Source organism: Cellulomonas gelida (assembly GCF_006538725.1).
GTDB classification, from domain to species: Bacteria; Actinomycetota; Actinomycetes; order Actinomycetales; family Cellulomonadaceae; genus Cellulomonas; species Cellulomonas gelida.
The window spans coordinates 15,140-36,920 of the sequence record NZ_BJLQ01000035.1 but is presented as its reverse complement, the minus strand read 5'-3'; the positions used below and the strand labels follow the sequence as shown (position 1 = coordinate 36,920).

Below are 21,781 nucleotides of genomic sequence, written 5' to 3'. Positions count from 1 at the left end.
GAGCCGGACCAGGACGAGCCCCCACTCCCCCGCCGCGGCATCGGCGGGAGCGGCCCAGGCCGCGCCGAACGGAGTCCACACGAGCACGCGGACGAGGCCGTCGAACGTGTGCCGGTCGAGCGAGAGCGACGTGATCCCGGAGAGCACCGGACCGATGCTGACGATCGCGAGCAGGCCGAGGACCGCGAACAGCTCGCGCACGCGGCGACGCGCGACCAGCGGCGCGACGAGCGCGACCAGCGCCCGCCCTCCGACGACCGCGACGGCCAGCCCGAGCACGGCGCCGACGACACCGACCAGGAGCGCGAGCGGGTGCTGGAACCAGGCGAAGCTCGTCGAGACCGCGGCGATCGCGCTCAGCACCCCCGGGATGCCGACGAGCGCCGAGGCGGCCAGGCCCAGCACGAGCGTGCGCCGCGGGATCGGGTACGTGGCGAAGCGTTCGGGGTCGAGCGTCGCGTCCACGCCGAACGCGATGAGCGGGACGAACCACCAGCCCACGACGAGCGCGGAGCCGATGAGCACCGTCACGGTCCGCTGCAGCTCGACGTCCTGCGTCCCGACCGCGACCATGCCGGCGACGACGAGCGCGGCGATGCCGAGGCCGTAGAGCACCGCGAACACGAACCCGACGAGCTGCCAGACGCTGCGCCGGAAACCGTTGAGCAGGAGCGCGAGCTTGAGCCTCAGGAGGTGCGCAACCACGCGAGGCCCTCCCCCGTGGTGCGCCCGCCCACGAGCTCGACGAACCGGTCCTCGAGGCTCGCGCCCGCGCGCACCTCGTCGACCGTCCCGGCCGCGAGCACGTGCCCGCCCGCGACGACCGCGACGTGGTCGCACATCCGCTGCACGAGGTCCATGACGTGCGACGACACGATCACCGTCCCGCCCGACGCGACGTACTGCGCCAGGATGTCGCGGATGTTGGCCGCCGAGACGGGGTCGACGGCCTCGAACGGCTCGTCGAGCACGAGCAGGCGCGGTGCGTGCACGAGCGCGCACGCGAGCGCGATCTTCTTCGTCATGCCCGCGGAGTAGTCGACGACGAGCGTGCGCGCGTCCGCGACCAGGTCCATCGCGGCGAGCAGGTCACGCGCGCGCTCGGCCACCGTCTCGCGGTCGAGGCCGCGCAGCAGGCCCGCGTAGGTGATGAGCTGCTCACCCGTGAGCCGGTCGAACAGCTTCACGCCGTCGGGCAGGACCCCGATCAGCGCCTTGCCCGCGACCGGGTCCGCCCACAGGTCGTGCCCTTGGACGAGCACGGTCCCCGCGTCGGGCACGAGCAGGCCGGTGGCCATCGACAGCGTCGTCGTCTTGCCCGCGCCGTTGGGCCCGACGAGGCCGTAGAACGAGCCGGCGGGCACGACGAGGTCGATGCCCGCGACGGCGACCTTGTCGCCGAACCGCCGCCACAGCCCGCGCAGCTCGAGCGCGGGCGTCCCCGGGGCGCGGGTCACCCCGCCGGCGGCGGGCGACCCGGCCAGGCTCTGCGCCGCCGAAGGCTCGGCGCCCGAGGCCTGGTCCGCGGCGGGCTGGACGGTGGGGGGCGCAGCGGGCTCCCCGGACGTCTCCGGGCGGGGCACGGGCAGCTCAGGCGTCGCGTCGGGCACGTGGAGAGCATAGGGACCTGCGCCGACACCGGTGGCCGGATGCCCGCAGGTCACCGCTCCGCGCCCCGACCCGCACCGCCGCACGGCGGGGCCGGGACGTGCCTGTCGGTGGTCTCTGGCACGGTGCCCGGCATGGGACAGGTGCTGCTCGGTGTGCTGGTGGGGCTGGTCGTCGGGGTCGTGACCGGCGGGGCGGTCGCGTGGGTGCTGTCCGCGCGGCGCTCGGAGCAGGCCGTGCGCAGCGCGCAGGTCGCCGCCGCTGCCGCGACCGCACGGCTGGAGTCGGAGCGTGACGCCGCGCAGGGCGCCGCCGCGCACGTCGCCGAGCAGTTCCGCGCGCTCGCGTCCGACGCCCTCGCGCAGAGCTCCGAGCAGTTCCTGGCGCTCGCGTCGCAGCGGTTCGCCGCGGACCGCCAGACGCAGGTGGGCGAGCTCGCCCAGCGCGAGCAGGCGGTGCGCGCGCTCGTCGACCCGCTGGCCCGCACGCTCGAGGAGGTGCGCAACCAGATGCACGCGGCGGACCGTGCCCGCGCCGAGGGCGCCGCCGCGCTGCGCGAGCAGGTCGAGACGATGCGCTCCACGTCGGAGCGCGTGCGGGCCGAGACCGCCCAGCTCGTCACCGCGCTGCGCGCGTCGCAGGTGCGCGGCCGGTGGGGCGAGATGCAGCTGCGGCGCGTGGTCGAGGCCGCGGGGATGCTCGCGCACGTCGACTTCGTCGAGCAGGAGCAGGCACGCACCGACGACGGGCTGCAGCGCCCGGACATGGTCGTGCGGCTCGCGGGTGGCAAGCAGGTCGTCGTCGACGCGAAGGTCGCGTTCCTCGGCTACCTCGAGGCCCACGAGGCGGCCGACGAGCGTGTGCGCACCGAGCGGCTCGCGGCGCACGCCCGGCACGTGCGTGCCCACGTGGACGCGCTCGCGCACAAGCGGTACTGGGACCAGTTCGCGCCCGCGCCGGAGTTCGTCGTCATGTTCGTCCCTGCCGAGGCGTTCTGGCACGCGGCGCTCGAGCAGGACCCGGCGCTGTGGGAGTACGCGGCGGACCGCAACGTCATCGTCGCGACGCCGACGACGCTGCTCGCGCTCCTGCGCACCGTGGCGTACGCGTGGCGGCAGGACGCGCTCGCCCGCAACGCGCAAGAGGTGCTGACGCTGGGCAAGCAGCTGCACGGCCGGCTCGCCACGCTCGGCAGCCACCTCGCCAAGCTCGGGCGCTCGCTCGACGCGGCCGCAGGCGCCTACAACCAGACCGTCGGCTCGCTCGAGACGCGCGTGCTCGTCAGCGCGCGCCGGTTCGCCGAGCTCGGCGTGGTGAGCGACGGGCTCGAGACGCCGCCCGCCGCGAACCCGCAGCTCTCGGCGCTCAGCGCACCCGAGCTGATCGCCTCGGCGGCGGACCAGCTCGTCAGCCTCGACGGGTTCGACACGAGCGCTGACCGCGACGCCCAGGCGCTCGAGGCCGAGGCGGCGGGTGGCTCCCCCGACGGCCGCACCGGCTCGGCGGCAGGCGCCTGAGCGCCCGGCGCTCCCGACCACCCGCCGCGCGTGAGCCGGGCGCCAGCCCTTCTCGCGCGAGACGGACGTCGGCGCGTCTCAGGTGACGGCGCCGGGTCGGTCGGTCAGGCGGGGGTGACGTCCAGGGTGCGGCGTCCCTCGCGGCGCGGGCGCGCGGGCGCGTGGCCCGCCGCCTTCAGGTCGGCACGCAGCTCACGCGGGAGCGAGAACATGAGGTCCTCGGTCGCGGTGCGGACCTCTTCGACCTCCCCGAAGCCCTGCGCGGCGAGCAGGTCGAGCACGTCGCGGACCAGGATCTCCGGCACGGACGCGCCCGAGGTCAGGCCCACCGTCGTGGCGCCCTCGAGCCAGGCCAGGTCGATCTCGTCGGCCTTGTCGATGCGGTACGAGGACCGCGCGCCGTTCTCGAGCGCGACCTCGACGAGCCGGACCGAGTTCGAGGAGTTGGCCGAGCCGACGGTGATGACCACGTCGCAGTGCGGCGCGATCTTCTTCACGGCGACCTGGCGGTTCTGCGTCGCGTAGCAGATGTCGTCGCTGGGCGGGTCCTGCAGCGCGGGGAACCGCTCGCGCAGCCGGCGCACGGTCTCCATCGTCTCGTCGACCGAGAGCGTGGTCTGCGAGATCCACACGACACGCTCGGGGTCGCGCACGACGACGTCGGCGACCGACTCGGGCGAGTTCACCACCTGGATCCGCTCGGGCGCCTCACCCTGCGTGCCCTCGACCTCCTCGTGCCCGTCGTGCCCGATGAGCAGGATGTCGTAGTCCTCGGAGGCGAAGCGCACGGCCTCCTTGTGCACCTTGGTGACCAGCGGGCACGTGGCGTCGATGGTCTGCAGCGAACGAGCGGCGGCCGCGGCGTGCACCGCGGGCGAGACCCCGTGCGCGGAGAACACGACGCGCGCACCCTCGGGCACCTCGTCGGTCTCGTGCACGAAGATCGCGCCGCGCGCGGCCAGCGTCTCCACGACGTACTTGTTGTGGACGATCTCCTTGCGCACGTAGACGGGGGCGCCGTAGTGCTCGAGCGCCTTCTCGACGGCGATCACGGCGCGGTCCACGCCGGCGCAGTACCCGCGCGGCGCGGCGAGCAGCACCTTCTTGGGTGCGGAGGGAGTGGTCACGCGTCCGAGTCTAGGTGCAGCCCGCGCGCCGACCGATTCCGCGCGCGGCCACCCCGACGACCCGCGCAGCACGTTCACCACTCCCCCGCAGGTCCGTGCCCGGGTGTGGGCGCGATGAGGCAGGGTGGGGCCGTGAGCGACATGGCGCCGGGCGAGCAGGGCAGGGCCGACGACGAGCGGGGCGTCGGGTCCGACGAGGGTGCCCAGCCGCGTCTGCCGCTGCCGCTCAAGGCCGCCGAGACGACCCCCGACCGGCCGTGGCCGGTGCGGCACCTCGCGCCCAAGATCGCGGACTACGTGCAGCGCATGCCGCCGGTGTGGATCGAGGGTCAGGTGCTCGACCTCAAGCGGTGGAACTCGATGTGCTTCCTCACGCTGCGGGACACGGACGTCGACATGTCGATCGCGGTGACGACGAGCGCGGCGAACGTCGCCCGGCTCGGCAAGGGCGTGGGCGACGGCGCGCACCTCGTCGTGCACGCGCGGCCGACGTACCACCTCAAGCGCGGGAGCCTCGCGTTCGCCGCCGACGAGGTGCGCCTCGTCGGGCTGGGCGAGCTGCTCGAGCGCATCGAGCACCTGCGGCGCGTGCTGGGGTCCGAGGGGCTGTTCGACGAGTCGCGCAAGCGTCGGCTGCCGTTCCTGCCGGCGGTGGTCGGGCTGGTGTGCGCGCAGCAGGGCGACGCCGAGCACGACGTGGTGTCGAACGCGCGAGCGCGGTGGCCCGCGGTGCGGTTCGAGATCCGCCGCGTGACGGTGCAGGGCCCGCGCGCGGTGCCCGAGGTCAGCTCGGCGATCGCCGAGCTTGACGCGCACCCGCAGGTCGAGGTGATCGTCGTCGCGCGCGGGGGCGGGTCGTTCGAGGACCTGCTGCCGTTCAGCAACGAGGCGCTGGTGCGCGCGGCCGCCGCGTGCCGCACACCGCTCGTGAGCGCGATCGGCCATCACCTCGACGCGCCCCTGCTCGACCTCGTCGCGGACCTGCGCGCCTCGACCCCCACGGACGCCGCCAAGCGGATCGTGCCGGACGTCGCCGAGGAGCGGGCACGGATCTCCCAGGCGCGGCTGCGCAGCCGCGCGGCGCTCGTGCAGCGGCTGCAGCGCGAGCAGACCGCGCTCGACCACTGGCGCAGCCGCCCGGTGCTCGCGCAGCCGTCGACCCTCGTCGACGCGCACGAGGCGCGCGTGACCGCGCTGCGCGACGGCGCCCGCCGCACCCTCGCGCACCTGCTGGATCGCGCGAGCACCGAGGTCCGGGGGTTGGCGGGCCACGTGCGCGCACTGTCGCCCGCGGCCACGCTCGAACGCGGGTACGCCGTGGTGCAGCGCGAGGACGGTGCGGTGGTGCGCGATCCCGGGCAGGTCGCGCCGGGCGACCCGCTGCGGGTCCGGGTCGCGCACGGCGAGCTCGCCGCGCAGGTCACGGACGCCTGACCGCCCCCGTCGCACCGGCAGCCGACGACGCCCCGGCGGCAAGGGCGGCGCGGGTGTGGGCGCGCTCTGGTTGACTGACGGCCGTGCCGAAGCAGACGACGTCCCCCGCCGACGAGACCGCGGGGGCAGGACCGGGTGCCGGGCTCGAGACGCTCAGCTACGAGCAGGCGCGCGACGAGCTCGTCGCCGTCGTGAGCCGGCTCGAGAGCGGTGCGGAGTCGCTCGAGGAGTCGCTCGCGCTCTGGGAGCGCGGGGAGGCGCTCGCGGCCCGGTGCCAGCAGTGGCTCGACGGCGCACGCGAGCGGCTCGCCGCCGCACGCGGCGAGGCTGCGGGCGAGGGCCCGGGTGTCCGTGGGGACGCAGGCGCCCAAGCACCCGGCGGCGCCGACGAGGGCGGCCGCCAGTGACGGCCTCCGGCGGGCACCCCGCGGCCGACGAGCAGCGAGCGGGACACCGGGGCGCGGGGACGCTGGAGCGCGCGCTCGTCATCGGCGAGGCGCTCGTCGACGTGGTCGAGCGTGCGGACGGCACGCGCGACGAGCACCCGGGCGGCAGCCCCGCGAACGTCGCGCTCGGCCTGGGTCGGCTCGGCCGGGCGGTGGACCTGCTCACGTGGCTGGGTACCGACGCCGCGGCGGACACGGTGAAGCGGCACCTCGAGGCGTCGCACGTGCGCGTGCTGACCGGCGACCGCACCGCGAGCCGGACCCCGGTCGCCACGGCGCACCTGGACGCCCACGGCGTCGCGACCTACGAGTTCGACCTCGAGTGGGACCTGCCGGCCTCGTGGGACGGCGAGGAGGCCGTCCCGCTCGTCGTGCACACCGGCTCGATCGCGGCGGTGCTGGAGCCGGGCGGCACGCGTGTCGCCCACGAGATGTCCCGCCGCCAGGAGACCTCGACGCTGACGTACGACCCGAACCTGCGCCCGGCGCTCATGGGCAGCTCGGCGCACGCGCTGCCCTACGTCGAGGCGATGGTCCGGCTCGCGGACGTGGTCAAGGTCAGCGACGAGGACCTCGCGTGGCTGCACCCCGGCGTCGCGCCGGCGGAGATCGCCGAGGAGTGGACGCGGCGCGGGCCGGCGCTCGTCGTCGTGACGCACGGCGGCGAGGGGGCGTTCGCCGCGACGTCGGCCGGAGCGCGGCTGCACGTCGCCGCGCCGCGGGTCACGGTCGCGGACACGGTGGGCGCGGGCGACTCGTTCATGGGCGGGCTGATCGACGGGCTGTGGTCGGCCGGGCTGCTCGGGGCGGACCGCCGGGAGCGGCTGCACGACGTGGACGCCGCGACGGTCGAGGCCGTGCTGACGCGCTGCGCACGCATCGCCGCGATCACGGTCTCGCGCGCCGGCGCCAACCCGCCGCGCTCCGACGAGCTCGACTGACACGCGACCCCGACGAGGGCGACGGCGCCGGCCGACACGGCGGCCTCGACGAGTCGCGCCGAGAGTCCGCGCGGCGGACGGTCAGGCGGACCTGCTGGCCCGCTGCTCGCGCTGCTGCGCCCGCTCGAGCGACGCCTTCCGGTCGGCCTCGTTCTGCTCGTCGATCTCCCGCGCCCGATCGGCGTCGAACGTGAGGTTCTCGCCCGACTCGGGGTCGAACACCATGAGCTTGGCCGGGTCGAACCACAGGGTCGCGGTGTCGCCGTCCCGGATCCGCGACTCGGAGTCGAGCGCGACGACCAGCTGCGTGCGCATGCCCTCGCCGTCGAGGTCCCGGTCGAGCTCCTCGAGCGTCCCGGCGACCTCGGGGCTCGTCTCGAACGGCACGTACGCGTACAGGTCTGAGCCGAGCCACTCGGTGACGTCGACCTCCGCGTCGAACGTCACCCCGGAGTCCTTCTTGCCGTCCTCGAGCAGTGCCGCGTCCGCGAAGTGCTCGGGCCGCAGCCCGACGATGACGATGTCGCGCGAACCGATCCGCGAGCGCTGCTCGTCGGACAGGGTGACCTGCGCGAACGGCAGCGTGAGCTCGTTGCCCGAGACCTCGCCCGGCAGGAAGTTCATGGGCGGCGAGCCGATGAACCCGGCGACGAACAGGTTCACGGGCTGCTCGTACAGCCCGCGCGGGGAGGAGACCTGCTGCAGCTCGCCCTTGCGCAGCACCGCGACGCGGTCGCCGAGCGTCATGGCCTCGGTCTGGTCGTGCGTGACGTAGACGGTCGTCGTGCCGAGCCGGCGCTGCATGCGCGCGATCTCGGTGCGCATCTGGCCGCGCAGCTTCGCGTCGAGGTTGGACAGCGGCTCGTCGAACAGGAACGCGTTCGCGTCGCGCACGATCGCGCGGCCCATCGCCACGCGCTGACGCTGCCCGCCCGACAGGTTCGCGGGCTTGCGCTGCAGGTGGTCCTGCAGCTCGAGCGTCGCCGCGGCGTGCTCGACCTTCGCGCGAATCTCCTCCTCGGTGAACTGGCCCTTGGTCAGCCGCAGCGGGAACGCGATGTTCTCGTAGACGGTCAGGTGCGGGTACAGCGCGTAGTTCTGGAACACCATCGCGAGGTGCCGCTCCCGCGGCGCCTTGTCGTTGACGACCTGGTCGCCGATCTTCAGCTCGCCCGAGGTGATGTCCTCGAGCCCGACGATCATCCGCAGCAGCGTGGACTTCCCGCAGCCGGACGGTCCGACCAGGATGACGAACTCGCCGTCGGCGATGTCCAGGCTCACGCCCTTCACGGCGAGGTAGCCGTCGCCGTACCGCTTGACGATGTCCTTGAGGGTGATGGCAGCCATCGGAGTTCTCCTTGTTCAGCCCTTGACGGCGCCCTGGGTCAGGCCGGACACGATCTGGCGCTGGAACAGCAGCACCAGGATCACGACGGGGACGGTCACGACGACCGCCGCGGCGGAGATCGCACCGGTCGGCTCCTCGAACTGCGACGCGCCGGTGAAGAACGCGAGCGCGGCGGGCACGGGACGGGCCGCGCTCGTCGAGGTCAGCGAGATGCCGTAGACGAAGTCGTTCCACGCGATGAAGAACGCGATGAGCGCGGTCGTGAACACCCCGGGCGCGGCGAGCGGCACGATCGCCTTGCGGAACGCCTGCCAGCTCGTCGCGCCGTCGACCTGCGCGGCCTGCTCGAGCTCCCAGGGGATCTGCCGGAAGAACGCGGCGAGCGTCCAGATGGAGATCGGCAGCGTGAGCGACAGGTACGGGATGATCAGGCCGAGCCAGGTGTCGTAGAGGCCGATGTTGCGCCACAGGTTGAACAGCGGCGTGACGATCGAGATGACCGGGAAGATCGAGACACCGAGCGCGGTCGTCAGGATGAGCTTCTTGCCCCGGAAGTCGAGCCGCGCGATCGCGTACGCGGCGAGCGTCGCGAGCACCACGGCGACGAACGTCGCGATCAGCGAGATGCCGATCGAGTTGCGCAGCGCGGGCAGGAACAGGTCCTTGGCCGAGCCGACGAAGATCTGCTCGTAGTTCGTCGTCGTCCAGGTCTTGGGCCAGAACGTGCCGAGGTCGAGCTGGCTGGGCAGCTTGAACGACGTGGCGATGATCGACACGACGGGCAGCAGTGCCCACACGAGCACGAGGAGCGTGATGACCGCCCACGCGACCTTGAGCCGCGGCGTCAACGTGCGCATCAGCCCTCCCCCCTCGCGCTGGCCAGGTCGACCTTGAAGAGCTTGATCGCGACGAAGCAGATCCCGATGACGCACAGGAACAGCAGCACGGAGATCGCCGAGCCGAGGCCGATCTCGAGACGCCCGATCGACGTCCGGTAGGCGAGCAGCGAGAGCACCGTGGTGCCGTTGGCGCCGTTCGTCATGATGAACACGTTGTCGAAGATGCGGAACGCGTCCAACGCACGGAACAGGACCGCGACCATGGTCGCGGCCTTCATGTTCGGCAGGACCACGCGCTGCAGGCGCTGCCACCACGTCGCGCCGTCGACCTGCGCGGCCTCCTCGAGCTCGCCCGGCACCTGCGAGAGGCCCGCGAGCAGCAGGAGCGAGATGAACGGGGTCGTCTTCCAGATCTCGGAGGCCATGATGACGAACAGGCTCGTGCCCTGGTGGGCGAACCAGTTGAGGTCGGCGTCGATGCCCGGCAGCCACGAGAACCAGTGGTTGACGAAGCCTGAGTTGATGTCGAACGCGTAGAACCACGCGAACGCCGAGACGACCGTGATGATGCCGTACGGCACGAGGATCGCCGTGCGCAGCACGCCCCGCAGCTGCGTGATCGCGCGGTGCATCACGAGCGCGAGCAGGAACCCCAGGACCAGCTCGACGAGCACCGTGACGATCGTGATGACGAACGTGACCAGGAACGCCTGCCAGAACACGGGGTCGGTCAGCACGACGACGTAGTTCTGCCCGCCGTTGAAGGCCTTGTCGGACGGAGCAGTGAGGCGGTACGAGAACAGCGAGTCGTAGAACGCCTGCAGGATCGGGTAGATCGTGACGGCGAGCATCACGACGAAGGCCGGGCCGGCGAGCCACCAGCCCAGGCGGGCCTCGTCGCGCGCGCGGTCGCTGCGCCGCGCCTTGCGGGGCGCGTCGCTCTCGCTCGTCGTGGCGCCCGGGACCACCGTGGACGACGTCACAGCAGCGCCTCCCCTCTCAGGACCGCGGTGATGAAGTCGGTGGCCTCACGCGGAGTCGTGTCCGGGTTCACCGAGGCCGGCGGGTGCCACGTCTCCTGCACGCCCGTGGAGACCTCGTTGTAGTACGGGGTCTGCGGGCGGGGCGCAGCCTTCTCGAGCGACTCCCGGATGACGTCGGCCATCGGGAACGCCTCGACCACCTGGGGGTCGTCGTACGCCTTGGTGGAGGACGGCGGGTTGCCGTTCGTCGCGAAGTAGAACGCCTGGTTCTCGGGGCTCACGATGCACTGCGCCGCCTCGAGCGCGAGGTCCACGTGCGTGCTGAACGCGCCGATGCCGAGGTTGATGCCGCCGTAGGGCGGACGCGCGTCCGTGCCCTCGTCGACCTGCGGGTACATCGCCCAGCCGATGTCGTCGACGATCGAGGCGTCCAGCGTGCCGTCCTCGACGGCCGCGTTGGTCGCCGACCAGACGAACGGCCAGTTCACCATGAAGGAGCCCCGGTCGCGCTGGAACACGGTCATCGTCGCGTTCTCGTCGGCCGTCGGCAGGCCCGGACCGCCCAGCCCCTCGCGGCCGATCGTGCCCATGATCTCGGCGGCCTTGCGGCCCGCGTCGGACTCGAAGCCGAGCGTGAGCTCGTCCGCCGACGCCTCCGGGTTCTCCAGGATGTGCCCGCCCGCCGACTCGATCAGGGCGTTGACCCACACCGTCAGCGACTCCGCCTTGGCACCCTGCACCCCGAGGAACTTGTCCTGCTCGGCGGCCGCGTCCATGATCTGCTGCCACGTCACGGGGGTCTTCGCCGGGTCGAGGCCCGCGGCCTCCGCGACGGACTTGCGGTACCAGAGCAGCTGGGTGTTCGCCCAGAACGGGATCGCGACGAGCTCGTCGCGCCACGTCGCGCCGTCGATCGCGCCCTGCACGACGTCGGTCGTGACCGCCTCGGCCACGTCCGACGGGATCGGCGCGAGGAAGCCCGGCTCGGCGAGCTCGGGGATGAACGGCGGGTCGAGGCTCATGATGTCGATCGACGAGTCCTTGGCGGCCAGGCGCCGCGCGAGCTGCTCGCGTTGCGACGCCGCGTCGCGCGGCAGCACCTCGGTCGTGATCCGGTACTCGCCCTTGGCCGCCTGCGTGCACAGCGAGGCGATCTTCACCTGGCCCCCGTTGTCCGGGTTGATGTACCAGGTGAGCGTCGGCGGCCCCGACTCGCTCGCGCACGCCGCCAACGGGAGCGCGAGCGCGAGCGCGGCGGTCGCCGCGATGCTGCGAGTGCGTCGTCGCACGCCTGTCCCCTGTCCCTGTCCGCGCCGTTGCGTCCTGGGTCCTGGCTACACCAGTGCGGCGGCCCCCGCACGCCGGGCCGCGCGCCGGGCCGCTCTGCGGGATGCTCTGCGGGATGCCTGACGACGCCCGCGCGCGACGTCCGTCCGGGCCGCCGGGGCGGCGAAACTGGACACCTCAGGACGGGAATCCGTCGACCTGCCACCATGGGCGCGTGACCACACCCCTCACGCCAGCCGAGGCCTGGGCCGCGCTCAAGGCCGGCAACGACCGGTTCGTCAACGACGAGATGCTCCACCCGTCGCAGGGTGTCGACAGACGCTCCGAGGTGCAGCACGGGCAGAACCCGTTCGCGGTCCTGTTCGGCTGCTCGGACTCCCGGGTCGCCGCCGAGATCATCTTCGACCGCGGGCTCGGCGACCTGTTCGTCGTGCGGACCGCGGGCCACGTGCTGGACACGACCGTCGTCGGGTCGATCGAGTACGGCGTCTCGGTGCTCGGGACGCCGCTCGTCGTCGTCCTGGGTCACGACTCGTGCGGCGCGGTCGCCGCCGCGACGGAGGCGCTCACGCGAGGCACGCAGGCACCCGGGCTCGTCAGCGCCGTGGTGGACCGCGTCATCCCGAGCATCGTCGGGCTCACCCGGACCGGCGAGCCGGTCGAGAACCTGTCCGCCGCCGCGCTCGGCCACGAGCACGTCAAGCACACCGTCCTCATGCTCCAGCGGTTCTCGGTGACTCTCGCCGACGCGGTCGCGGCCGGCCGGTGCGCGATCGTCGGGCTCGAGTACACGCTGACCGACGGTCGCGTGCGGGTCGCCGAGGTCGTCGGCGACATCGGCGAGGTCTGAGTCCGCGACGGCCCGCTCGCCGGGTGCGGCAGGATGGGCGCATGACTTCTGCGCTTCCCGACGACGCCGTCGACTACCGGATCGAGCACGACACGATGGGCGAGGTCCGCGTCCCCGCGACCGCCCTGTACCGCGCGCAGACGCAGCGCGCCGTCGAGAACTTCCCGATCTCCGGCACAGGTCTCGAGCGGGGTCACATCGAGGCGCTCGCGCGCATCAAGAAGGCCGCGGCACGCGCGAACGCCGAGCTGGGCGTGCTCGCGCCCGAGGTCGCCGAGGCGATCGTCGGCGCGGCCGACGAGGTGGCGAGCGGCGCGCACGACGCGCACTTCCCCGTCGACGTGTTCCAGACGGGCTCGGGCACGAGCTCGAACATGAACACGAACGAGGTGATCGCCACCCTCGCCACGCTCGCGCTGGGCTCGGCCGTGCACCCGAACGACCACGTCAACGCGTCGCAGTCGTCCAACGACGTGTTCCCGACGAGCGTGCACGTCGCCGCCACCGCGGGCGTCGTGCGGGACCTCATCCCCGCGCTCGAGCACCTCGCCGCCGCGCTGCAGGACAAGGCCGACGCGTGGGCCGGCGTGGTCAAGTCCGGCCGCACGCACCTCATGGACGCGACGCCCGTGACCCTCGGCCAGGAGTTCGGCGGCTACGCCGCCGCGGTCCGGTACGGCGTCGAGCGCCTGCAGGCCGCGCTGCCCCGCACGGCCGAGGTCCCCCTCGGCGGCACCGCGGTCGGCACCGGCATCAACACGCCGGCAGGCTTCCCGCAGCGGGTCATCGAGCTCCTGCGCGAGGACACGGGCCTGCCGCTCACCGAGGCGCGCGACCACTTCGAGGCCCAGTCGTCGCGGGACGGGCTCGTCGAGCTGTCCGGCGCGCTGCGGACCATCGCCGTCAGCCTGACCAAGATCTGCAACGACCTGCGCTGGATGGGCTCGGGCCCCAACACCGGCCTGGGTGAGATCGCGATCCCCGACCTTCAGCCCGGCTCGTCGATCATGCCCGGCAAGGTCAACCCCGTGATCCCCGAGGCCGTCCTCATGGTGGCCGCTCGCGTCGTCGGCAACGACGCGACGGTGGCCTGGGCGGGCGCGTCGGGCTCGTTCGAGCTCAACGTGCAGATCCCCGTCATCGCCTCAGCGGTCCTCGAGTCGATCCGCCTGCTCGCCAACGCCAGCCGCGTGCTCGCCGACAAGACCGTCGCGGGGCTCGTCGCGAACGAGGAGCGCGCGCGGGCGTTCGCCGAGTCGTCGCCGTCGATCGTCACGCCGCTCAACCGCGTGATCGGCTACGAGGCCGCGGCGAAGATCGCCAAGCACGCGGTCAAGCACGGCCAGACCATCCGGCAGGCCGTGGTCGACCTCGGCTACGTCGAGCGCGGCGAGGTCACCGAGGAGCAGCTCGACGCGGCCCTCGACGTCCTGAGCATGACCCGTCCGCCGCAGGCCTGACGCACGGGCGAACGCGGGGACCGTGAGGACGTGGCGCCCGCCGGCGCCACGTCAGCTGGTCACGGGCTCCCGGCTTGGTGCCTCGAGCGGGACGACGTGCGCGTGCGGGCGGATGGCGTTCATCGCGAGCGCGGCGACGAGCCCGACGACGAGCACGGCCGCGGTGAGCAGCAGCGTCTGGCCCACCGCGGTAGCGAACCCCGAGTGGACAGCCTGCAGCGCGGCGGAACGCACCTGCTCGGCGAGCTGCGCGGGCACGCCCGGTGGCACGGGGAACGTCGCTCCCGAGCCACCGGAGAACTGGGACGCGTCGACCTTCGCGAGCCCGTCCAGGAAGGGCTGGCGCGCCGCTGCGGGCAGCGAGCCGGCCGCGTCCGCGGCAGCCGCGGGGATGGTCGCGGACAGGCGCGAGGTGAGCATGGCGACCACCGCGGCCGAGCCGACGACCCCGCCGATCTGGCGCGTGGTGTTGAACGCGCCTGCGCCGGCACCCGCGGTGCGCTGGTCCAGCCCGGCCGTGGCCGCCGCGGCGAGCGGCGAGAACAGGAGCCCGGTGCCGACGCCGAACAGCGTCATGGGCCACACGAGGTGCCACACCGACGCCTCCGGCTCGATCACCGCCACCAGCCAGGTCACGACCACGACGAGGATCGCGAACCCCGTCGCGACCACCCACTTGGCCGGGACCCGGTCGGACAGCCGCCCCGCGACGGGCGCGACGAAGCCCGACACCAGCGAGCCGCCCGCGCCCACGAGCGCGGCCCGCAGCGGCGAGAGCCCGAGCACGAGCTGCAGGTAGATCGTGAACGGGAAGAAGATCCCGGTCATCGCGAACGTCACGGCGAACCCGGCGACGTTCGACAGCGAGAAGTTCCGGACGTGGAACAGCCGCAGCGGCAGCAGCGCCTCGTCGCCGATCCGGTGCTGCCACCACACGAACGCGGCGAGCACGAGCGCGCCCGCGACGATGATCATCCACACCGTCACTGGCCCGACGATCGCGCCCCAGGCGTAGGCGTCGCCCTCCTGCAGGCCGAACACCAGCAGGAACATGCCGACGACCGACAGGGCCACGCCGACCAGGTCGAACGTGCGCGCGTGGGTCGCCAGCACCGGCAGGTTGCGGAACGCGAACCACAGCGCGACGAGCCCGACCGGCACGTTGATGAAGAAGATGTACTCCCAGCCCGCGGTCTCGACCAGCAGCCCCCCGAGCACGGGTCCGGTGATGGTCGCGACGCCCGCGACCGCGCCCCACACGCCCATCGCGGCACCGCGCTTGGCGGGCGGGAACACGCGCGTGATCATCGACATGGTCTGCGGCGTCATGAGCGCGGCGCCGACGCCCTGCACCGCGCGCGCGGCGATCAGGAGACCGATCGAGTCGGCGAGCCCGCAGGCCACCGAGGTCACGGTGAACACCACGAGGCCCACGATGAACACCGGCCGCGGACCGAACCGGTCCCCGAGCCGCCCGGTCACGAGCAGCAGGACCGCGAACGAGAGCAGGTAGGCGCTGTTGACCCAGCCGACCGCGGCGATGCTCGCGTCGAGCTCGCGCACCAAGGTCGGCACCGCGATGTTCACGATCGTCGTGTCGAGCATGATCATGAAGAAGCCGAGGCACAGCGGCGGCAGGACGCTCCACGGGCTGCGCCCGTGCAGGTCGGCGAGCGCGGGGGGCCCGGTCGTCGCGGTGGGGTGGGACATGGCGGTGCCTCTCGGGACGGGGCGACGTGCTGACCGCGTCACCGGTTCGAGCGTAGGTCCTGCGTCCGACAGGGACGCGTCGGGCGACCACGGCTGCCCGTACACCCATCCGTGGGAACGCTCCCGCCGAGGGCCTCGCCTGGGTTAGGGTCGCCCGGACACATGCCGGACGACGAGGTCAGGGGGCTGCTGGGCGTGAGATGGATGCCGCGCTTGCTGGCGCACCGCACGCGCGCCCAGGGCACGCTCCTGCTCGCGGTCGTCGCCGTGACGGTCGTCGCCGCGACCCTGCTCGGGACCTTCGCGCTGCTGCTCTGGGTCGGCGAGGACCGCGCGCCTCAGGTCGCCCTGGACCGCGCAGGCGTCGAGAGCACGACGATCGACGTGCGCGCCGTCGTCGGGCGCAACTCGCCCGAGCAGGTGACGGAGGCACTGCAGACGGGCCTGGCCGAGCTGTTGGGCCCCGTCGACGCCGACGTGACCACGTGGACGTCGTCGCCCTGGCTCTCCGTCGAGCGCGAGCGCGGCCTGGAACCGGTGCTGGTCTACCTCGCGGACTACCCGATCGTGCCCGAGCACGCGACGCTCCTGACCGGGCAGTGGCCGACGACCGCGTGGGACGGGACCGCCGTGCCCGTCGCGCTCCCCACCGCGACGGCCGCGGCGTACGGCTGGAAGCTCGGCGACGTGCTGCGGACCGCGGGCACCGACGTCGGCGCGGACATCCCGGTGCGCGTCGTCGGGACCTACCGCGCCGACCCGCCGCGCTCCGTCTGGTCGCGCGACCTCCTCGCGGGCCGCGGGTACGACCCGGCCTTCCCCGTGCCCGGCTCGTTCGGCGGCAGCGTCGCCGAGGCGTGGGGCCCGCTCGTCGTTGCCCCGGGTGTCGGGGCCGTCCAGCCCGGGACGCAGCGCCTCGTCGCGCAGCCCGATCTCGCGTCCGCCACGCCCGCCGAGCTCGCGGGTCTGCGCGAGCGGCTGCGCACCGCGCAGACGGACCTGTACGCGGCCGTCCCGGGCGCGAGCACCGACGTGTCGACGGCGCTCGACCGCACGCTCGACACCATCACGGCGAGCCTCGCGGTGACCCGCGTCGGCGTGGTCGTCGTCGGGCTCATGCTGCTCGTCGTGGCCGTGACGGTGCTGCTGCTCGCGGCCCGGCTGCTCGCCGAGCGCCGCTCCGCCGAGCAGACGCTGCTCACCTCACGCGGCGCGTCCCACGCACAGCTGCTGGGCCTGGCGGCGTTCGAGGCCCTCGGTGTCGCCGCGGTCGCCACGCTCACCGCACCGTGGCTCGCCGGGCTCGTGTACCGCGGCGTGACCCGTGTACCGGTCCTGCGCGACGCCGGGCTCGCGGTGGACCCCGGGACGCCCGCGCTGCTGTGGACGACGTGCGCCGTCGCCGCGCTCCTGCTCGCGGCGGTACTCCTGGCCCCCTCGGTGCGGCGTCGCGTCTCGGCCGTGGACTCCGAGCAGCAGGACATCCGTCAGGACCGTCGCCAGATGCTCGCGCGCTCGGGCGTCGACCTCGCGGTCGTCGTCGTCGCCGGGGTCGCGCTCTGGCAGCTCGTCCGGCACGGCTCCCCCGTGCTCGACGGCTCGGGCGGCATGGACCCGCTGCTGGTGGCCGCGCCCGCGCTCGTGCTCCTGGCCGGCGGTGTGCTCGCCGGCCGTGTCCTGCCGCTCGTCGCCGGGCTCGGCGAGCTCGCCGCCCGGCGCAGCCGCGCGCTCGTCGCGCCGCTGACGGCCTGGGAGATCAGCCGCCGGCCGCGCCGCGCGGCCGGCGCCGTGCTGCTCGTGACGCTCGCGGTCGCCGTCGGCACGTTCGCGCAGGGCTGGCTCGACACGTGGCGCACCTCCCAGCGCGAGCAGGCGGAGCTCACGATCGGCACGGACCTGCGGATCACCGACCCCGACGGCTCGCTGTTCGAGCAGTCCGCGCGGATCGGCGGGGTCGACCACCTGCCGGTCGTGGCGCCGGTCGCGCTCCGCCAGGTGCAGACGGCCATCGCCTCCGGTGCCGACGCGTCGACGTCGGGCGTCACGACGACGATGCTCGCGCTCGACACGCACCATGCCGGCGATCTGCTGCGCGGCCGACTCGACGGCGGCTGGTCCGCCGCCACCGCGGGCATGGCGCCCGCGCGTCCCGTGCAGGGCGTCCCGATCCCGGCGGGCACGAGCGAGCTGCGCCTCACGCTCAGCGCCCGCGTGCGCGCACCTCTGACCGGCGACGACGCCGCGCGGACGTGGGCCTCGCTCGTCGTGCAGGATGCCCGCGGCGCACGCGCAACCCTGGACCTGCCCGCCGTGACGACCGCAGTCGGCTCCGGGCCCGACGCGCCGGCCGAGCTCGCCCTCGCACTGCCCGAGGACCTCGGGGCGACGCAGCTCATCGGCGTCGGCCTGCGCCTCTCGCTCCCGCCGGATGTCTGGTCGACCTTCGACCCCGAGCTCTGGAACCTGCCGTACGACGCGGTCCTCACCGACGTGCGCGCGGTCGACACCGACGGCGACGAGACGCTGCTCGACCTCAGCCGCGGCGCCTGGCACACGACTGGCGCACCGCAGCCGTTCCAGCAGGGCATCCGGCTGGGCGCGACGTGGGTCGACGGTGACGGGCTGCACGTCACCGCGACGCCGAACCTCGGCCACGTGGGCGACGGGACCGCGGCGCTCTACACCACGACCTTCGACCGTGAGCCGATCGTGCACGCGGTCGTCACCCCTGCGCTGCTCAGCAAGCTGAGCGCGACCGAGGACGACGTGCTCGTCGTCGACGTCGACGGTGTCGCCGTGCAGCTCCGTATCGACCGGCAGGTGCCGTACCTGCCCGGGATCCCGCGGGGTGACGCGATGCTGGTCGACCGCGACGCGCTCCTGCGCGCGGTCCTCGTCGCCGGCGGGCGCAGCACGTTGACGGACGAGTGGTGGGCTCGCGTCTCCGACGGCGACGCGCCCGGCGCCGCGGCCGCGATCACCAAGACGGGCGCGGGCACGACGACGACGCGCGTCGAGGTCCGCGCGGAGGCCACCGACGGGCCGTTGCACGTCGCCGTGCCCGCGGCGCTGTGGATCGTGACGCTCGCCGCGGTCGCGCTCGCGGTCGCCGGCATCGCGCTCAGCGCGACGGTCGCGGTCCGCACGCGCCGCCTCGAGCTCGCGCGGCTGCAGGCGCTCGGCGCGTCGCAGGGCTCGCTGGTGCGCGCGATCGTCGGCGAGTACGTGCTGCTCGGCGCCATCGGGACGATCGCCGGGGTCGCGGTCGGGGCCCTGCTGGCCTGGTTCGTCGGGCCGCTCATCACGGTGTCGTCGCGCGGCCTGGCACCGGTGCCGAGCGTGGTCGTGCAGTGGCCGTGGCCCGTGCTCGGAGCGGTCGTCGGGACCCTCACGATCGGCGCGCTGCTGGCGGTCGTCGTCACGACGCGTGCGCTGCTGCGGCGCGCTTCCGGTGCGCTCCTGCGACTGGGGGACGAAGGATGAGCCTGACGACGAGGGTGCGCACGGTCGTCGGCGCCGGACCGCTGGTCACGCGTCGGCGGGCCGCGACCGACGCCGGCTTGCTCGTCCTGACCGGGGCACTCGCGGCGGCGCTCGTGCTCGTCGCGCTGCTCGCCCCGCGCCTGGTGATGTCGGTCGCCGACCGGGGTGCGCGGGACGTCGTCGAGCGTGGCCGCCCGGGCACCGACGTGATCGCGGAGGTCGGCGGGGTCGACCCGCCGGTCGCCGGCGTACGCCCGCCCGAGCCCGCTGCCGACCTGCGACGCGACGCGGCGACCATCTCCGACGGCGTGCCCGCCACGCTGCGCGGCTACCTCACCGACCCCATGACCACCACCACGACGTCCGCCTGGTACGCCCAGGTCCCCGCGGGCGTCGCGGCCGGACGGGTGGGCCACGTCCTGCCCTCCGACGGCAGCGACCCGGTGCGCTGGGTGGCCGGCCGCGCCCCGGCCCTGCTCCCCGACGTCCAGCCTGCGGAGGGTCAGCCCCTGGCCGACCTGCAGCGGCACGTGGAGGTCGGCGTGAGCGTCACGGGCGCGGAGGCGATGGGGCTCGAGCTCGGCGACGAGGTCGTCGTCAAGCCGGGGGGACTGCTCACGCGGCTGACGGCGGTGGTCGTCGGGACCTATGAGGTCGTCGACCCCGACGACCCGGTGTGGTCCGGGCTCGCGGACCTGGTCGAGGCCCGGCCCGCGCCGCGCGGGACCGGCGCGATCGCGGCCGCCGGGTTCCTCGTGTCGGACGCGTCGCTGCCCGACCTGCTCGTCGCTCTCGCGCCCACCGGCACGACCACGCAGGTCCGCTTCCTGGCGCGCGCCGACCAGCTGACGGCCGACGGCGCCGAGACGCTCGCGACCGAGGTCGCCGCGCTGTCGGCCGACCCGACGCCGCTGCGACTCATGGACGCACGCGTGCCGCTGATCAAGACCGGGCTCGACGACGCGCTGAACGCCTACCGGGATCGGCTCGCCGGCGCGACCGCGCAGGCCAGCGTGCTGCTGGCGGGCCTCGTGGCGGTCGGCGCGCTCACGCTGCTGCTCGCCGCGCGCCTGCTCGTCGAACGCCGCGCGTCGCTCTACACGCTCGAGCGTGCGCGCGGCGCGTCGGTCGCCTCCGTCGGGTGGCGCGCGCTGCTGGAGTCCGTGCCGGTGACCACGCTCGCGTGCGCGGTCGCGGTCGGGGCGCTCGCGGTCCTCGTCCCCCGCACGGGCGGCGCCTGGTGGCCGGGCGCCGCGGTCGCGGCGGTCGGCGTGCTCGCGCCTGCGGTCCTCGCGGCCACGCTCGTGCGTCGCTCCTGGACCGGACGTCGCGTGCCCGCCAACCGCGCCGACCGTGACCGTCTCGCCGCCCGCCGTCGTACCCGGCGCCTGGTCGCGGAGCTCACGCTGCTCGCGCTCGCGGGCGGCGCGCTCGCGTCGGTGCGCGCCCGCGGCCTGCTCGCGAGCAGCACGGGCGGCGTCGACTGGCTGCTCGCGGCGACGCCCGTGCTGCTGGCCGGTGCGTCGACCGTGCTCGTCTCTCACGTGCTCCCACCCGCGCTGCGCGCGCTGCGCCGCGCGGCGTCCCGCGGCCCCGCTCTGGCGGGGCTGGTGGCCGCGGCGCGGGCGGAGCGGGCGAGCCGCACCGCGATCCCGCTGCTCACGCTGACCGTGGCCGTCGCGCTCGTCGTGTTCAGCGGACTGACGGTGGCCACGGTCGACCGCGGGCAGCAGCGCGCCGCCGACGTGCTCGTCGGCGGGGACGTGCGCGTCGACGGCCCCGTCGACGACGCGACGCTCGACGCGCTGCGGGATGCGCCCGGGGTCACGAGCGTGGTCGGCACGCGCATGTGGGTGAGCCGCACGTTCGGCATCGGCTCGGGCGTGGACGTCACGCTCCTGGCGGTCGACGCCCAGGCGCTCGCCGAGCTGCGCCGCAGCGCGGGCGACCCGGTCGAGCCCGGCCTCGCGTCGCTCGGCGAGCAGACGAGCCCGACCGCGGCGCCCGCACTGATCTCGCCCGAGCTCGAACGCGTCGCGGAGGCGTTCGCACCCCAGGTCTGGGCGACGGACGTGTTCGCGCCGCTCGACGTGCAGGGCACCACGAGCATCCGCGGTGACGACGGCGCACCGACCGTCGTCGTGGACCGCGCGGTGCTGGCCTCCGTGCTCGGCACGGAGGTGCCCGCGCAGTACACCCGCCTCCTGGGCCCGGGCGCGGTCCGGGCCGTGACCGACCTCGCCGTCGCGGAGACGCCCGGCGTGACCGTGCTGAGCCGCGAGGGGTGGCTCGAGGACTGGACGTCCTCGCCGCTGACCGCCGGGCTGCGCACGCTGATGGTCGTCTCGCAGGTCGCGCTCGCCCTCCTCGCGGTGGTCGCGCTCGTCCTGACCGTCGTCGCGACTGCGCGCGACCGGCGACGCACGCTGCACGTCCTGCGCACCCTCGGCCTCGACCCGGGCACCGCCCGACGACTGTCGGCCGGCGAGGTGCTCCCGCTCACCGTCGCGGCGCTGCTCGCCGGCTCAGCGATCGGGTTCGTCGTCCCGTGGCTGCTCCTGAGCGCGCTCGGACTCACCGCCCTGACGGGCGAGCCGGACGGCACGCACGTGGCGTTCACGTGGCATCCGGTCGCGATCGCGGTGGGCGCGCTGCTCGCCGGGCTGTGGGTCGCGGTCGAGATCGAGGCGCGCACGCGCCGGGACGACGACCTGGCGGTCGGAATCCGTGAGGCCGAACGATGACCAA

Annotated in this window: 15 protein-coding genes and 1 pseudogene; 8 read left to right on the top strand and 8 right to left on the bottom strand. The window is 74.1% G+C overall.

The genetic code is table 11. From position 1 onward, the window contains the following. Positions 1–705, bottom strand: a pseudogene (locus CGE01nite_RS13610) (hypothetical protein); the annotation flags it as partial. Further along, a complete protein-coding gene (locus tag CGE01nite_RS13605) occupies positions 687–1,589 on the bottom strand; it encodes an ABC transporter ATP-binding protein (RefSeq protein WP_371857591.1) in 903 nt (300 codons plus the stop codon). The gene CGE01nite_RS13605 and the pseudogene CGE01nite_RS13610, both read right to left, overlap by 19 nt. Before the next feature lie 153 nt (positions 1,590–1,742). On the opposite strand from CGE01nite_RS13605, the gene CGE01nite_RS13600 reads away from it, so the two are divergent. Then, positions 1,743–3,125: a DNA recombination protein RmuC gene (locus tag CGE01nite_RS13600; protein WP_141371387.1), complete on the top strand. Its 1,383-nt coding sequence runs from the start codon at positions 1,743–1,745 to the stop codon at positions 3,123–3,125. Between the two features lie 104 nt (positions 3,126–3,229). Here the strand turns inward: CGE01nite_RS13600 and CGE01nite_RS13595 are convergent, their stop codons facing one another. Next, positions 3,230–4,252 (bottom strand): 4-hydroxy-3-methylbut-2-enyl diphosphate reductase, encoded by a 1,023-nt coding sequence (locus CGE01nite_RS13595; protein WP_048344350.1) that lies wholly within the window; start codon positions 4,250–4,252, stop codon positions 3,230–3,232. Between the two features lie 141 nt (positions 4,253–4,393). Between CGE01nite_RS13595 and xseA the strand changes: the two genes are divergently transcribed. The 3 genes from xseA to CGE01nite_RS13580 all read left to right on the top strand — a co-directional run bounded on the left by xseA (position 4,394) and on the right by CGE01nite_RS13580 (position 7,073). Further along, the gene (xseA, locus tag CGE01nite_RS13590) at positions 4,394–5,686 is read left to right on the top strand and encodes an exodeoxyribonuclease VII large subunit (protein ID WP_141371392.1); all 1,293 of its coding nucleotides are present in this window, start codon (positions 4,394–4,396) and stop codon (positions 5,684–5,686) included. 83 nt (positions 5,687–5,769) lie between these two features. After that, a complete protein-coding gene (locus CGE01nite_RS13585) occupies positions 5,770–6,093 on the top strand; it encodes an exodeoxyribonuclease VII small subunit (RefSeq protein WP_048344349.1) in 324 nt (107 codons plus the stop codon). A 62-nt stretch (positions 6,094–6,155) separates the two neighbouring features. Next, positions 6,156–7,073 carry a carbohydrate kinase family protein gene (locus CGE01nite_RS13580; RefSeq protein ID WP_141371391.1) on the top strand — a complete coding sequence of 306 codons (918 nt, stop codon included), beginning with the start codon at positions 6,156–6,158 and terminating at the stop codon, positions 7,071–7,073. An 81-nt stretch (positions 7,074–7,154) separates the two neighbouring features. Here the strand turns inward: CGE01nite_RS13580 and CGE01nite_RS13575 are convergent, their stop codons facing one another. The 4 genes from CGE01nite_RS13575 to CGE01nite_RS13560 are packed head-to-tail and all read right to left on the bottom strand — an operon-like array spanning position 7,155 to position 11,532. After that, a complete protein-coding gene (locus CGE01nite_RS13575; RefSeq protein WP_141371386.1) occupies positions 7,155–8,420 on the bottom strand; it encodes an ABC transporter ATP-binding protein in 1,266 nt (421 codons plus the stop codon). A 15-nt stretch (positions 8,421–8,435) separates the two neighbouring features. Beyond that, positions 8,436–9,278: a carbohydrate ABC transporter permease gene (locus tag CGE01nite_RS13570; protein ID WP_048344347.1), complete on the bottom strand. Its 843-nt coding sequence runs from the start codon at positions 9,276–9,278 to the stop codon at positions 8,436–8,438. Next, complete coding sequence (locus CGE01nite_RS13565) at positions 9,278–10,228, bottom strand: carbohydrate ABC transporter permease (protein ID WP_371857590.1); 951 nt, start codon at positions 10,226–10,228, stop codon at positions 9,278–9,280. Before CGE01nite_RS13565 ends, CGE01nite_RS13570 begins: the two co-directional genes overlap by 1 nt. A gap of 11 nt (positions 10,229–10,239) precedes the next feature. Beyond that, on the bottom strand, positions 10,240–11,532 hold the full coding sequence (locus CGE01nite_RS13560; protein ID WP_141371384.1) for an extracellular solute-binding protein: 1,293 nt from the start codon (positions 11,530–11,532) through the stop codon (positions 10,240–10,242). 212 nt (positions 11,533–11,744) lie between these two features. On the opposite strand from CGE01nite_RS13560, the gene CGE01nite_RS13555 reads away from it, so the two are divergent. Both CGE01nite_RS13555 and CGE01nite_RS13550 read left to right on the top strand, forming a co-directional pair. After that, entirely contained in the window at positions 11,745–12,380 is a 636-nt protein-coding gene (locus CGE01nite_RS13555; RefSeq protein WP_048344344.1) for a carbonic anhydrase, read from the top strand. Positions 12,381–12,421: 41 nt separating this feature from the next. Further along, entirely contained in the window at positions 12,422–13,840 is a 1,419-nt protein-coding gene (locus tag CGE01nite_RS13550) for a class II fumarate hydratase (RefSeq protein WP_048344343.1), read from the top strand. Positions 13,841–13,891: 51 nt separating this feature from the next. On the opposite strand, the gene CGE01nite_RS13545 is transcribed toward CGE01nite_RS13550, so the two are convergent. Next, positions 13,892–15,550: a DHA2 family efflux MFS transporter permease subunit gene (locus tag CGE01nite_RS13545; RefSeq protein WP_141371383.1), complete on the bottom strand. Its 1,659-nt coding sequence runs from the start codon at positions 15,548–15,550 to the stop codon at positions 13,892–13,894. Positions 15,551–15,712: 162 nt separating this feature from the next. Between CGE01nite_RS13545 and CGE01nite_RS13540 the strand changes: the two genes are divergently transcribed. Together CGE01nite_RS13540 and CGE01nite_RS13535 are read left to right on the top strand one after the other, a co-directional pair. Then, complete coding sequence (locus tag CGE01nite_RS13540; protein ID WP_141371382.1) at positions 15,713–19,033, top strand: ABC transporter permease; 3,321 nt, start codon at positions 15,713–15,715, stop codon at positions 19,031–19,033. Beyond that, positions 19,030–21,777 carry an FtsX-like permease family protein gene (locus CGE01nite_RS13535; protein ID WP_141371381.1) on the top strand — a complete coding sequence of 916 codons (2,748 nt, stop codon included), beginning with the start codon at positions 19,030–19,032 and terminating at the stop codon, positions 21,775–21,777. The genes CGE01nite_RS13540 and CGE01nite_RS13535 overlap by 4 nt, the downstream gene beginning before the upstream one ends. Positions 21,778–21,781: the final 4 nt, after the last annotated feature.